Genomic DNA, 13,150 nt, shown 5'->3' on the forward strand with positions numbered 1-13,150 from the left:
AGATTTTTATATCTTTCAAACTACATTTGAACCTATTTTTATTGATGTCCGAATTAGAACTATTCCAATTTTTAAAACAAAAAGTGCTTTTGACCTATCAGAAGCAGTACCCTTATTTTCAAGGAAATTGGAAAAGCTTTTCTTCACAAGATATTCAGAACCTGATTGATTCTATAAGCGAGAAAACAAAGCAAAGCATCAGCGAAAAATGGATTTATACTCATTTGAAACCAGAGCTAAATTCAAAATTGCCTAGAAAAGATATGTTAGACATCTTAAGTCAATTTTCTGGATTTTCTGGCTGGGATGAATTTGTTTTCAAGAATAGGGAAGTGGCTTTTGAAGAAAAAATAAAGCTGCCTAAAAAAAACAATAGGAATTCTTTTATCATCGTTGGAATTGTAGTTGCTGTAACTATTGCTGGACTTCTTTTATATTCCCAGAAAAAAATAACTCAAAAGTTCCAATTAAAGAATCAATTTACAAATGAAACTATTTCGACAAAAGAAGTAAAAGCCTATACGATCGAAAATAACAAAAAAGTCGAAGTTCCCATACAAAATGCCGAAATAGAAGTCGAGCTTAAAGATGAAAAAACAAAAGTTGTTATTCAAAGTCCCTATTATAAAAAGCAAGAAGTAGAAATTGCTAAGGTTTCTGGAAAAAACGAAATTTTATTACAGCCGGATGATTATGCGATGATGCTCAAAGCTTTTATGAAATCAGACATCAAAAATTGGGAAACGAGAAAAATTCAATTAGATAAAATTTTATCCGTAGACTTAGAAGTAATTGTAATGCTCAAAAATGATTTGGGAATCGAGTATTTCAACAAAAAAGAATTTTCAGAAAAGCTAATTGTTCCGACCGAATCATTGAAAAAAATGCAGATTTTGGAAATAAAAAACAATGAAGCAGGAAAAATAGAATTTATAAGAATCAAACAATGAGATATTTTATCGTTATAGCCTTCTTTTTTTGCAATTGCCTTGCTGCGCAAGAGGCAAATAACACTATGATTAAAAACGATATAAAAGCTAATTTTTCAGTGAAAGTTCTAGAAGCGTATGAAGAAAATTCTTTTTTGAAAGTGAAAGATTTTTATCAATTGTTAGAAATTTATTCTGCTAAAAATTCTTCAGAAGCTTTACAAAAACAAGTAAAACAAAATATTTATTCCTTATTTAAAGAGAACGTCCTGGTTTCCGACTTCTTTACTTCTGATAAAATTACAATAGAAAAATTGTTAGAGAAGATAGCTTCAAAAGGACTAAAATTTGAACTACAAAATATTCAAAAAGAAGCAACATCAAGTAATTTTTGGACAGCTTCGTATGCGTTGACAATTTCCCGAGATAAAGAAATATTGCAAAAAAACGTACAGCAAAAGATATATTTTTATCCAGAAGAAAAATCTTTCGGAAGCAAAAGAAAGGAAATCTGGAGTATTCTTTTGGGAGAAATTCAATAAAATAAAAACACCGGTTGGGTAAACCGGTGTTTTAAAAAAGTAATTGTCTCAAACGAATTTACTTAATAATCATGTATATTCTCAATTACTTTAATTCAATTAAAAACTATTTATTATTGATTACAGAAAAGACTGTCTTTTTGAAATTTCTGTATTGATAAAAATGAGCTTCAATTTTTTCTTTGAATTCATTATGTGAGTTCAGGAAAAAAGTTTCACATTGAAGGTCTTCACATTCTTTCAATACTTCTAATTTTCGGTCATAGGCGATTAATTCTTCTTGAAAAGCTAGATTATAGAGCTTAAACTCGTTCATTCTCTCCATAATATTGGAATATAATTTGTCATTTTTGATGCCCAACAAATTAGAAAATAAAACAATTTCTTCTTCTATAATAGCCACTTCATCGTTCCATCGATCTACATCTCTGTTGATAAAAAATTTCTGCAGATCGTCTTGGTCCTGGTGTACTTTGATTATCTCTTTTTTCATAAAACTATTCTTTTTGCAAAGCATCCGGCTGTTCGACGTTCAAAATTTTAATGGCATTGATACCAGACGGAAACTGCCACATGATTTCATCAGAAACAGCATATCCAAATAAAGCAAGTCCCATAGGCGCTAAGATGGATAATTTATTTTTTGAGATATCGCTTTTATCTGGCGTCACGATTTGGAAACTTTTAGGTTCGCCAAAAGGCATCTGTACCGTTACAATCGAATTAAATCGGACAACTTCTATCGGCATGTTTTCGTTATTGATAATCGTTGCCGATTTGAGTTCATCAGTTAATTTTTCGATCGAAGCTTTATAGGTTTTGTCTTTATTATGATCTGCATTAGAGATAATCTGTCTTAGCAATTCATATTCTCTTTTTTCAATGATTATTTCTTCGTATTTCATAATTATTTTCTGCTATTAAGGGAAAATGCCACGTTGCACATAAGCGGTTTCGATTCTAGAAATGGCCAAGATATAAGCTGCGGTTCTCCAATCTACATGGCTTGTATTGACGGTATTTTGTACTTTTTTATAACTTTCCGTCAGCTTTTTTTCAATCTTGGCCATTACTTCATCCAAAGGCCACAATTCGCCGTTACGGTTTTGAAGCCATTCGAAATAACTTCCGATAACGCCTCCAGAGTTGCATAAAATATCTGGAATGATTGTGACACCATTTTCTAATAAGATTCTTTCTCCTTCGTTATCTGTTGGTCCGTTGGCGCCTTCAGCAATTACTTTTGCCTTGATATCATACGCATTGGCACCTGTAATTTGATTTCCTAAAGCGGCAGGAATTATGAAATCGCAATCCAAACCGAAGAAATCTTTAGGATCCATTTCTTTTGCGCCTGAAAAGCCTTGAATGGAACCTTTTCTTGGCTTAGAGTGTTCGTATAAATCATGGACAGAAATTCCTTCGTCATTAATAATTGTAGCATGTGCATCTTGGACTGCCAAAAGCAAAGCTCCTTCTTGTTCTAAAAAGTAGGAAACCCAGTATCCTACATTTCCAAATCCTTGCACGATGAATTTTTTTCCAGACAAAGATTCCTTTTTGTTTTCAAAGAAAAGCTTTAAAGTCAGGTAAACACCGAATCCTGTAGCACGGTCGCGGCCTTCCAAGCCTCCAGAACCCACAGGTTTTCCGGTTACGACATGTTTGTTGTTGGATCTTTCGGACGGCGATTTCGTGGACATATAGGTATCTGCAATCCAAGCCATCGTCTGCTCGTTGGTATTTACGTCTGGGGCAGGAATGTCTAATTCTGGCCCGATATTTTCTCCTAAAGCATAGGTAAATCTACGCGTGATGCGTTCTAATTCTGAAAGAGAATAATTTCTAGGATCGATTTGGATACCGCCTTTGGCACCTCCGTAAGGCAATCCGGCCAACGAAGTTTTCCAAGTCATCCACATTGCCAGCGCTTTGGCATCATCCACATCCATAGTAGGGTGGAATCTCAAGCCGCCTTTATAAGGACCGAGGGCATTATTATGCTGTACTCTGTATCCGGTAAAAATTTCAACTTTCCCATTGTCCATTTTTACAGGAAAGTGGATAATAATTTCATTATTTGTTATGGATAAAATCTTCCTGATATCAGGATTCAGATTGATAATGTCAGCCGTCTTATTGAACTGTTCCATTACATTTTCATACATGCTTTTTTTCGCAGGTTCTTTTATAGTGATCATAATTTTATTGATAGTGTTCGCAGGATATTTTTTTATTTTCTTGCCAGATGCAGTAATTATTTCTGTCACAGTTGATGCACAGCCCAATTTTTACCTGATGCTGTAAAAATTCTAGACCGCATGATTTGATGCCGTTGAAAATATTTTCTGTACAAGTGATAATAGGAAGCGCAACATTAGGAGGATGTCTTAAAGAAGAATCCTGTAGTTTTTTTGACATGATAATTGTATTCAGTTTTTATTGTGCCATGCTATTGACAAACTGCATGCCATTGTAAAAATGAATTTATATATTCATTGATAGTCAATTGATTATATGATGTATTAGTAATCAAAAGAAAAAAATGCTGGAGAGAAAAGAATCAATCGGGTAAAAATTACTCGATTTTAAAGCAGTTTTTGACGTAACGTTTTTCTGTCGATCTGGAGGATTTCTGCCGCTTTTGTCTTGTTATCGCCGACAGCATGAAGTACTTTTAAGATATGCTCTTTTTCAATATCTTTTAATGTTTTTAGGAGATCGTCTTCGGTAGGATGCTGGTATTTCAGATAGTCCGGAATGTCAGATATATCAATTTCTGAATCGCTCATAATAATCATTCTTTGGACGATATTTTCCAATTCACGTACATTTCCTGGCCAAGAATGGCGAATCAAAATCTCGATAGCCTTATCTGAAATCGTACAGCTTGGTTTTCCATATTCGGCGCCATACTTTTTCAGGAACATCGTAATCAAGGGATAAATATCGTTTTTTCTTTCCCGTAGCGGTTTTGTCTCGATGCTAACGACATTTAATCGATAGTATAAATCTTCACGAAAACTTCCTTTTTGAACCATACCGTAAAGGTCATTATTTGTGGCAGAAATAATCCTTACATCGATTTTTTGGGCTTTTTGAGACCCAATCATTGTGACTTCTTTTTCCTGCAAGACCCTTAAAAGCCTTGTTTGTACTGCCAATGGTGCAGTTCCGATTTCATCTAAAAAAATAGTTCCTCCATTTGCAGCTTGAAACAGACCTATTTTGGTTTCGTTGGCGCCTGTAAAAGCGCCTTTTTCATAGCCAAATAATTCCGATTCCATCAGGTTTTCTGGAATGCCGCCACAGTTTACAGCAACAAAAGGATTAGACGCAAAAGCACCTTTGAAATGAATCGCTCTTGCAATCAGTTCTTTTCCCGTACCGCTTTCCCCTTGGATGAGAACGGTCGCTTTGTTGTTTTTTACACGTTCAATAACATCGACTAAGTTTTCAAATTGCTCAGAATCACCGACGATTCCTGCATAATTTGTCACTTTTTTGTCTGAATCAGAAGCAATAAAATTAGCTTTAGTATTTATTTTTCCTTGAAAAGAATTTTGTACTGCTTTTTTTAGTTCTTCACTCGTAAATGGTTTTACCAAATAATCTAGGGCTCCCGATTTTACTGAGTTTACAGCAGTATCAACAGATGGAAATCCTGTTATAACCAGTTTGGGAATTTTAGGAAAATGTTCTTGAGCAAATTTAATTAGTTCGATTCCGTTTAAACCCGGCATTTGCAGGTCGGTAATCAGCAAATCAATAGGAACCACTTTGAGAATATCAATAGCTTCCAAAACGGATGAAGCTTTATACGTATGAAAGTTTTGTGCCTTCAAATTACGCTGCAATAATTCCAGCATATCATAATTATCATCAACAATCAATATGTTTTCTTTTTTCAGCATTTTTATGAATTTAAAGGTAATCTTATTTGGAAAATAGTGCCTGTTGGCTCATTGTCTATAGCAATGATATCGCCCTTGTGGCTTTTGATAATTCCGTGGACAACGCTTAATCCGAGGCCTGAACCTTCACCGATTGGTTTTGTGGTAAAGAATGGCTCAAATATCTTGGATTTTATTTCTTCAGGAATACCGCTACCTTGGTCGGCAATTTCAATAAAGAAATTTTCAGAATCCGAAGTTACTTTTACGGTTATGAGGCTATTATTTGGAGCTACATAAATCGAATTGATTAAGATATTAAACAGCACTTGTGTCAGCTGGATATTATCAATCTGTGCTTTTAAATCAGGATTGTCAAAAATCAGTTCATAGGAAGCATGCGCTTTTCTGAAATTTGGACCGAGCAGCGACAAGGCTTCTACAATGATTGGTTTTATCGAAACGACTTCCATATTTTGGGGCATTTCGCAGGCAAAGAACATTAGTTTTTTGACAATTTCTCTAGAATAAATTGCTGCATTGATGATTTTTGAAACGTCTTGCGAAACCTGACGGTCTATGTTTTGCTCATTGATCAATTCTGCAAAGCCAAGAATATTTCCTAAAGGCGTATTTAATTCGTGAGCAATTCCTGCGGTTATTTCTCCTAAAATAGAGAGACGGTCAATGCGTTCGACACTTCTTTGAAGTTGTTTTTCTTTTTCTTTGATACTATTTTTTTCAACAAAACCGCTTATTTCTAGCGCTACTTTGTCTAATAGCTTTTGTTCTTCGTCTAAAAAATAAGTTGTGCTATTTGAAGCATAATGTACTTTTATAAAACCCGATTCTTTTTCAAATATAAAAACCGAACTCGCTTGAAAATTAGAATCTTTTGGCAAATCTGACGTGCAGAAGTAAAAATCATTGAGTTTTAATTCAACAATACTGGCTTCGTTGAACCTCCAAGCTACCTTTACGATGCTGCAAATTTCTTTTAAAATTGCTTCAGAACAAGTCACGTTGCCGCTTATCATCTTTGAGATGTCATAAAGACAGCTGAGCTCTTTGATGCGTTCCTTGAGTTTTTCTTCGGTGGATATTTCAAGCATAAGTTCTGGTTTTTAGAGGAAATTTAGGCTCGTGAAAAAGCCAAAGTTACTTATTAAAGCAGAAGCAGGAAAGTATTTGCGTATTTTAAAATAGGAGAGAAGCAATTCAAGTCTTGTAAACATGACGTGTTTGGCCAAAAGTAAGGCACGAAATACGATTCATGAATAGAATAAATTTAAAAAAAAATTATAATCCCAAACGTTGTTTTAATCTTTGGAATAATAGCGAAATAATAAAAGCATCGCCGGAAGCGGTATGTCTGTCGCTTTTAGAAATCTTAAACGACGCGCTCAGTTCATCTAAGCTAAACTGCTTGTCGTCTGGCAATTGTTTCCATTTGTGGAACATGACTTCTACATCTAACGCTTCATTTTTAAGCTTACCGCAATGCAGCTTTTCTAAAGCTTGGTTGATCATCGCAATATCGAAATGAATCCGATGTCCGACCAAAACGGCATTGCCTAAATAATTGACAAAGGCTTCAATAGCTTCTGCTTCTGAATGTTTTTCTTCAGGACTGCCTTTTAAGATTCCGTTTTTTATGGCTACTTCGGGATTGAATTTTTCTTGAAAGATAAGTGCCTCAAAACTGTCTTTGACCACTATAGAATTATTCTCAATTCCCACAGCTCCGATAGAAAGGATAACATCCTTTTCTACATCTAAACCCGTAGTTTCTGTACTGAAAGCCACAAATCTTCTGGACTTATTCTCAAATTTTCCGAGATAGTCTTTCCAGAATTGTGGGTAATCTTTATTTATTTTTAACCAATCCAGCATAATTATGAGAAATAGGTGAGCTTGAATCGGCTCTTTATCAATTCTTGAACTTCTTTTATCGGAATAAAACAATTTTTCAGCTTTACCTTATCAGTTTTCGAAAGTTCTTCCAGATTTATAAACTGTCCTGAACTGTCGTTTTTCAAGCCTTCTACTGTCCTGAACTCGGAAAGTGTCAGAAAGGCCTCGGCACAATTAAGAAACAGCTCTGAGTTTCTAGGATCGGCAATTGCCAATTGCTTGAAGCGCATGTAGGTGTTATTAATTCCTTTTATATTCTGGTGCAAGATAAGCAGACGGCCCGCATCAATCAGCGGCATTAAGGCCCTGGTCTTGATATCAAAAGTGTCTTTATTTTCGCCTCCTTCTTCAACTAAAAACTGACGGAAGAATCCTAGCGGCGGTGGTTTTTTCAAGGCATCATTTCCTAAATAGTCAAAGAAAAGTTTGTTTCCTTTTACATTTTTAAAGATGATTTCTGTAATGGCTTCTTCGATAGAAGTTTCTCCGAAAGCTATTTCATAATCAAAGAAAATACTGTTTATAGCTTCGCTATTTTCACCTGGAGTATTAATCCAATTATTGTATTGTTTTATCCAGTCTGTCAATGATTTACACCACATCATATTACTCGCTACAGAACCATCTGGACTTAAGAAATAACCTACTTTTTCTAAAGTAGAAGTAGTCCTTCTAGCCAGACGTAAAAAGTAATCTTTTACATCTCTGTATTTATCTTGAGCAACGTCTTCAAAAACTAGAAAGCTGTCTTGGTCGGTCAATAAAAGCTGTTCTTTTCTTCCTTGGCTTCCGATACTCAGCCACGCAAATCGGGCAGGAGGGGAGCCCATTTCCAAAATGGCAAGATCAATTGCGCGTCTTGTAATAGCCGTGTTAATCTCTCCGGAAATATTCATGATATGAGAAAGCGGAATGTCTTTGGTAATCGAAGTCTGTATCAGTTCTGATAATTTTTCACGGATACGCTTCAAATCTTTAGCGGATTGAGCGCGCTTGACTTCTTTGATCAATACGCCTGGGTTGTTGGCTTGGGCTACGACCAAATCATTTTCTGAGATGATTCCTCGAACTGAAGATCGATCCGAGCCATCTTCTGTCACGCATAGATAATCGACATTATATTTGAGCATGTATAATTGCGCTTCTGCTAAAGAAAGGTCTTCTGGAACTGTAATTACAGGCGAAGTCATAATCTTAGAAGCTGTCGTCGTGATCTGAAAATGTCCTGTGGCAATTTTAGAACGCAAGTCTTTGTCCGTTACGATGCCTATTGGAAAACCGTCGCTTGTGATAATGACGCTGCCAATCATCTTATCAGTCATCATTTGGGCAATATCCCTTACAATTGCTTCTGGAGCGGCAGTAATTGGTTCTTTAGAATAATGAATGGATTGGAAATATTGTATGTCGGCCTGCTGTTCCTTATAAATAATATTTTCAGAAATCAATTTACCACGGTGCTCCTTGTCGTAAGGATTTCTCGTATTGGATGCGAAGCTCTCTAGCAAAAAGCTCAGCACATCAGGATTTGCCGTCACATAAGGCTGGAAAATATGAATCGGAATTGCATAAACAATACTTTCTTCACGGGCTTTAGCCGTCATGAGATAATTGTTTTTTGCAAAAAACGGACGCAAGCCCAAAATATCACCTTCGTCACATTTATCGATCAAAGTTTCTTCTGCATCGGAAGTGACAGAAAGTCCGATAGCGCCTGAGGCGACAATATAAAAACTATCATGGCAAACATCGCCTATCTGAAAAAGTATTTTGTTTTTTTCCAGATAAAGCACGCGTACTTCTGTAGCGATATGCAATAGTTCTTGATAATTTAAGCTGTTGAAAGGCGGATAATTCTTGAGAAAGTCGACAATCCTTTCCGCAATCGGGTTTTTCATAAAATCTTGTTAGCTAGATGATAAGTAAAAATAAACTTTATTCCGATTCTTTGCAATAAAAGAAGTTTAAAAATACTTCAATTATTCGCAAATCACGATGCCTGTAATTGCGACAGCGTTATGAAGACTATTGACGCCAAAGCTAGGATGATACCGATGTAGTTTTTCAGGGAGACTTTTTCTTTAAAGGCTATGATTCCGACCAAGCTTCCTAAAACGATTACGCCTAAATTCATGGCTGCAAAAACAGTGGAAGGATTTTCAGCAAATTCCTTATGCGCCTTGAGATAAAACAAAATATTGCCAAAGTTTAGTATTCCTAAAAACGCTCCGATAATTAAATTTTGTACGCGTATTTTATTCTTTTTGATTGCAATGGAATAAACTGAAAAGCATAAGGCTAGGACTAAAGCACCGCAAAAAACTACAAATAGGGAAGTGGTGTACGGAATGTTTTTTTGCAAGGCAATTTGCTTGAACAAGATGTCAATAATCCCAAAACCGAGCAAGACTAATACCGGAAAAATCCATTTGTTTTCTTGAGCATCCGTATTGTTTTTTTTAGATAATGTCAAAAATATAGCAGGAAAGCCAATGACAAGACCGATCAATTTCAGATTGCTAAAGTCTTCTTTAAAAATGAAATAGGCCGCCAGGATGGGTATGAATAAGGACATTCTCTGTGCAATATCGGTCTTGACAATTCCGATATGCTTTATGGAAGCAGCCAGGAGTAAAAAAACAGAAGGCAGCAGAATAGCCAATCCAATATATATCTTCCAAGGGGAGCTACTGTCAATAGCTGAAATATCTGGATTAAATGTAAAATAACACAAGAAAAGCGCAAAAAGATAATTTATGGCTATAACCTGCACGATATCAAAAGAATATCTTTTTGAAAATTTAAGCAGGGCGCCGACAGAAACACTACAAATGATGCTTAAGACAATATAGAACATTTCCTTACCTTTTTATTTGCAAAAATAGAGAGAAGGTTTTTATTATGTTCAAAAACATATTATTTTCTGTGTTAAAATTCTTAAAAGAATTATAATAGAAAATTAGACAAACACTACTTTAAGTATCTTTACTTACCAAAAATCATAACAAATTAACAATCAACACAAAATGACCATGAAATTACAAAGAAAAATCGGAGTATTTTTAGTAGCAGTATTCATGACTGCTTTTGCACATGCTCAAGAAAAAAAGGCGAGTCCTGCTGAAACAGTGACAGGAAAAATTAACGGCGCTACGATTACAATTACTTACGGAAGCCCGTCAGTAAAAGGAAGAGCTATCTGGGGAGAACTTGTTCCTTATGGCGAAGTATGGCGTGCCGGAGCGAATGAAGCTACTACATTTGAAACAGACAAGGAAATCACTATAGAAGGAAAAAAATTGCCAGCAGGAAAATATGCTTTTTTCGTAATTCCTGAAAAAGACGCGGCGACAATCATTTTCAATAAAGAATGGAAACAATGGGGCGCTTATAAAATGGATGCAAAGCAAGAGCAGTTGAGAGTAAAAGTGACTCCTAAAAAATCGGCTTCGCTGACAGAAAAACTTACTTATAAAATCAACAAGGACAATGTCACCCTAAGCTGGGAAAATTGGGATATTCCTGTAAAAGTAAAATAGATTTTCAATACTTAATTTAGCTTGAAACACTGTTCGAAAGGGCAGTGTTTTTTTATGTAACGATGTTGCGATAGTGCTTATTATTTCTTAAATTTATAAAGCATAATAATTGATAACTATGGCATTTATAGACTATTACAGCGTATTAGAGATTGATAAAAAGGCAAGCATTGACGAAATCAAAAAAGCGTATCGAAAATTAGCGCGAAAATACCATCCTGATTTGAATCCGAACGATGCAGATGCCAATAAAAAGTTCCAGCAGATTAATGAAGCCAACGAGGTTTTAAGCGATCCTGAAAAGAGAAAAAAATATGACGCTTATGGCGAAAACTGGCAGCATGCTGAAGAATATGAAAAAGCAAGGCAGTCGCAATCGCAATATCAAGATGGCGGAAGCTCGTTTTCTGATTATGGCGATGCTTCATTTGGAGGCGCTGATTTTTCTGATTTTTTCGAATCTATGTTTGGTGGAAAACGAGGTGGAAGCAGGCAACAGATGGGATTTAAAGGTCAGGATTATAATGCAGAATTACATTTAAAACTGAGAGGTATAACCCAAACGCACAAACAGACCATTACCGTAAACGGAAAAAATCTAAGGATCACAGTTCCTGCTGGTATAGCCGACGGCCAAGTTATCAAATTGAAAGGGCATGGAGGACCAGGAGCAAATAATGGTCCCGCTGGAGATTTGTATATTACATTTCGGATCGAGGAAGATGCAGAATTCAAGCGACTTAATAATGATCTTTATAAAACAGTTAGCTTAGATATTTTTACAGCAATTTTGGGAGGCGAGATTACAGTAGAAACGATGGATGGCAAAGTAAAATTAAAGGTACCGCCTGAAACGCAGAACGGAACCAAGGTTCGATTAAAGAATAAAGGGATAGCGGTTTATAAGAAAGAAGGTTCTTTTGGAGATTTGATTATATCGTATGACATAAAAATACCTACAAATCTGTCGGAAAAACAAAAAGAAGCCTTTACTGAATTGTCGAAACTTTAAGCTGAAGAAAATGAAAATAGAAAGAATCACTATATCAGATTATTGCAACCATTATAAAATCGAGACCACATTTATTGACATTCTTGATGAAATGGGAATCATTCAATTTGAGAATAGAAATAATGAGAAATTCTTAGATACTGAAAAGTTGCATGATTTAGATCGCTGCAGGCAATTGTATTATGAGTTGCATATAAATCCGGAAGGAATTGACGCAATTTTAAATCTACTACAGAAACAGCAAGAACTTCAAGACGAAATTCAAGATTTAAAAAACAGATTGCGACTGCATGAATAATTATTTGCGCTTCCTAAAATATTTTGGAACATAGAATAAAAGAAATATGACCAAGAGTATAAATAAGTATTCCATAATAAGTTTTTAGCAGTGTAAATATAGATGATTATAGTTAGCCTGAATATATTCTTGATTTAGAAACTAAGTAGTAGGCTATTTTACGTAATTTTTTATTTTACATAATATAAATTATAGTTCAAAAAAAATACAGTTTTCTTTTTTCTTTTTTATATCATTCAGCGGTTAATTATTGATTCAAATATATAAAATATTACATATTAATTATTCGTCCTTTAGAATTCTTTTCTAATATTACTTCAATTCCCAATAATCTATCCTCATCATTTACTAACGGTACATATATGAAATCAGGATTAATAATATTCATAGTATATGTCAAAAAATCAGTAATCTGATCTTTCCTGAATTTTAATCTTTCTGTCATTTTTAATAATTCTTCAAGGCTCATTTCGACTGGCAACAAAGTTTTTTTATTATACTTAATTACTTTATCGTCTTGTACCATCCAAGGCCTATGAACAACTTTATTTCGATATTGATTTAATTGATAAAGTTCATTTACCATTTCTTTCCATTTATCTTGTCTTTTATCACGAATAAATATTTCAATTGTCGAATTTAAGGTTTGAATACTAAAATCTACACTATCTGATTTATTAAGCAAAATTCTTAATAAGTTTATAACTCTATGATCAACATCATTATATTCCATTGCAACATTTACTATAGATAAAATAAGTGCTTGTATAGCTGATTCAACCAATCCAAAAGTAATAACAAAATCACCGAGATTTAAAGATATATCTTTTAATAATAGTTGCCTTTTTTCTAAAGCTTTTTCTATTAAAGGTTTTTTGAAATACAAATATAATTAATTTTAACTAAATTTTAAGAAAGCATCTTTTTTTTGGCTTAACAATCATAATTTCAATTAATTAACTATAAATAATTGTCCGACATTCGGACTGTAGGAGGACGTAGTTACTGCCTCGTCCTACCCTT

15 protein-coding genes are annotated in these 13,150 nt (G+C 34.6%); 5 read left to right on the top strand and 10 right to left on the bottom strand.

The features are described from left to right. Nucleotides 1-44 precede the first annotated feature (44 nt). Complete coding sequence (locus tag GGR22_RS15735) at nt 45-950, top strand: hypothetical protein (RefSeq protein WP_182494437.1); 906 nt, start codon at nt 45-47, stop codon at nt 948-950. Further along, nucleotides 947-1,471, top strand: coding sequence for a hypothetical protein (locus tag GGR22_RS15740; protein ID WP_182494438.1), 525 nt, complete (start codon nt 947-949; stop codon nt 1,469-1,471). The genes GGR22_RS15735 and GGR22_RS15740 overlap by 4 nt, the downstream gene beginning before the upstream one ends. Before the next feature lie 106 nt (nt 1,472-1,577). On the opposite strand, the gene GGR22_RS15745 is transcribed toward GGR22_RS15740, so the two are convergent. The 9 genes from GGR22_RS15745 to GGR22_RS15785 all read right to left on the bottom strand — a co-directional run bounded on the left by GGR22_RS15745 (nt 1,578) and on the right by GGR22_RS15785 (nt 10,135). Continuing rightward, nucleotides 1,578-1,964, bottom strand: a complete 387-nt coding sequence (locus GGR22_RS15745) for a hypothetical protein (protein WP_182494439.1) — start codon at nt 1,962-1,964, stop codon at nt 1,578-1,580. Nucleotides 1,965-1,968: 4 nt separating this feature from the next. Then, entirely contained in the window at nt 1,969-2,376 is a 408-nt protein-coding gene (locus tag GGR22_RS15750; RefSeq protein ID WP_121377039.1) for a GreA/GreB family elongation factor, read from the bottom strand. A 15-nt stretch (nt 2,377-2,391) separates the two neighbouring features. Next, entirely contained in the window at nt 2,392-3,672 is a 1,281-nt protein-coding gene (locus tag GGR22_RS15755; RefSeq protein WP_182494440.1) for a Glu/Leu/Phe/Val family dehydrogenase, read from the bottom strand. 4 nt (nt 3,673-3,676) lie between these two features. After that, nucleotides 3,677-3,892 (bottom strand): hypothetical protein, encoded by a 216-nt coding sequence (locus tag GGR22_RS15760; RefSeq protein WP_147406632.1) that lies wholly within the window; start codon nt 3,890-3,892, stop codon nt 3,677-3,679. 167 nt (nt 3,893-4,059) lie between these two features. Next, a complete protein-coding gene (locus tag GGR22_RS15765; RefSeq protein ID WP_182494441.1) occupies nt 4,060-5,385 on the bottom strand; it encodes a sigma-54-dependent transcriptional regulator in 1,326 nt (441 codons plus the stop codon). A 2-nt stretch (nt 5,386-5,387) separates the two neighbouring features. After that, a complete protein-coding gene (locus GGR22_RS15770; RefSeq protein WP_182494442.1) occupies nt 5,388-6,476 on the bottom strand; it encodes a sensor histidine kinase in 1,089 nt (362 codons plus the stop codon). Nucleotides 6,477-6,663: 187 nt separating this feature from the next. Beyond that, entirely contained in the window at nt 6,664-7,257 is a 594-nt protein-coding gene (locus GGR22_RS15775; protein ID WP_182494443.1) for a 3'-5' exonuclease, read from the bottom strand. Nucleotides 7,258-7,259: 2 nt separating this feature from the next. Next, on the bottom strand, nt 7,260-9,176 hold the full coding sequence (locus GGR22_RS15780; RefSeq protein ID WP_182494444.1) for a DUF294 nucleotidyltransferase-like domain-containing protein: 1,917 nt from the start codon (nt 9,174-9,176) through the stop codon (nt 7,260-7,262). Nucleotides 9,177-9,268: 92 nt separating this feature from the next. Continuing rightward, complete coding sequence (locus tag GGR22_RS15785) at nt 9,269-10,135, bottom strand: EamA family transporter (RefSeq protein ID WP_182494445.1); 867 nt, start codon at nt 10,133-10,135, stop codon at nt 9,269-9,271. A gap of 175 nt (nt 10,136-10,310) precedes the next feature. Between GGR22_RS15785 and GGR22_RS15790 the strand changes: the two genes are divergently transcribed. The 3 genes from GGR22_RS15790 to GGR22_RS15800 all read left to right on the top strand — a co-directional run bounded on the left by GGR22_RS15790 (nt 10,311) and on the right by GGR22_RS15800 (nt 12,127). Further along, nucleotides 10,311-10,817, top strand: a complete 507-nt coding sequence (locus GGR22_RS15790) for a DUF2911 domain-containing protein (protein WP_121377230.1) — start codon at nt 10,311-10,313, stop codon at nt 10,815-10,817. A 118-nt stretch (nt 10,818-10,935) separates the two neighbouring features. Beyond that, nucleotides 10,936-11,829, top strand: coding sequence for a DnaJ C-terminal domain-containing protein (locus GGR22_RS15795; RefSeq protein ID WP_182494446.1), 894 nt, complete (start codon nt 10,936-10,938; stop codon nt 11,827-11,829). Between the two features lie 10 nt (nt 11,830-11,839). Further along, nucleotides 11,840-12,127 carry a chaperone modulator CbpM gene (locus GGR22_RS15800; protein ID WP_182494447.1) on the top strand — a complete coding sequence of 96 codons (288 nt, stop codon included), beginning with the start codon at nt 11,840-11,842 and terminating at the stop codon, nt 12,125-12,127. 271 nt (nt 12,128-12,398) lie between these two features. On the opposite strand, the gene GGR22_RS15805 is transcribed toward GGR22_RS15800, so the two are convergent. Continuing rightward, nucleotides 12,399-13,013 carry a hypothetical protein gene (locus GGR22_RS15805; protein WP_182494448.1) on the bottom strand — a complete coding sequence of 205 codons (615 nt, stop codon included), beginning with the start codon at nt 13,011-13,013 and terminating at the stop codon, nt 12,399-12,401. Nucleotides 13,014-13,150 lie beyond the last annotated feature (137 nt).

The sequence above is a fragment of the Flavobacterium gossypii genome, from assembly GCF_014138495.1.
In the GTDB taxonomy this organism is placed as follows: domain Bacteria; phylum Bacteroidota; class Bacteroidia; order Flavobacteriales; family Flavobacteriaceae; genus Flavobacterium; species Flavobacterium endophyticum.

Bases quoted from the DNA above. Each gene is read 5' to 3' on its own strand.
- GGR22_RS15755 (WP_182494440.1), bottom strand. From the start codon at position 3,672: ATGATCACTATAAAAGAACCTGCGAAAAAAAGCATGTATGAAAATGTA.
- GGR22_RS15740 (WP_182494438.1), top strand. From the start codon at position 947: ATGAGATATTTTATCGTTATAGCCTTCTTTTTTTGCAATTGCCTTGCT.
- GGR22_RS15790 (WP_121377230.1), top strand. From the start codon at position 10,311: ATGAAATTACAAAGAAAAATCGGAGTATTTTTAGTAGCAGTATTCATG.
- GGR22_RS15735 (WP_182494437.1), top strand. From the start codon at position 45: ATGTCCGAATTAGAACTATTCCAATTTTTAAAACAAAAAGTGCTTTTG.
- GGR22_RS15780 (WP_182494444.1), bottom strand. From the start codon at position 9,176: ATGAAAAACCCGATTGCGGAAAGGATTGTCGACTTTCTCAAGAATTAT.
- GGR22_RS15765 (WP_182494441.1), bottom strand. From the start codon at position 5,385: ATGCTGAAAAAAGAAAACATATTGATTGTTGATGATAATTATGATATG.
- GGR22_RS15770 (WP_182494442.1), bottom strand. From the start codon at position 6,476: ATGCTTGAAATATCCACCGAAGAAAAACTCAAGGAACGCATCAAAGAG.
- GGR22_RS15760 (WP_147406632.1), bottom strand. From the start codon at position 3,892: ATGTCAAAAAAACTACAGGATTCTTCTTTAAGACATCCTCCTAATGTT.
- GGR22_RS15785 (WP_182494445.1), bottom strand. From the start codon at position 10,135: ATGTTCTATATTGTCTTAAGCATCATTTGTAGTGTTTCTGTCGGCGCC.
- GGR22_RS15800 (WP_182494447.1), top strand. From the start codon at position 11,840: ATGAAAATAGAAAGAATCACTATATCAGATTATTGCAACCATTATAAA.
- GGR22_RS15750 (WP_121377039.1), bottom strand. From the start codon at position 2,376: ATGAAATACGAAGAAATAATCATTGAAAAAAGAGAATATGAATTGCTA.
- GGR22_RS15775 (WP_182494443.1), bottom strand. From the start codon at position 7,257: ATGCTGGATTGGTTAAAAATAAATAAAGATTACCCACAATTCTGGAAA.
- GGR22_RS15795 (WP_182494446.1), top strand. From the start codon at position 10,936: ATGGCATTTATAGACTATTACAGCGTATTAGAGATTGATAAAAAGGCA.
- GGR22_RS15745 (WP_182494439.1), bottom strand. From the start codon at position 1,964: ATGAAAAAAGAGATAATCAAAGTACACCAGGACCAAGACGATCTGCAG.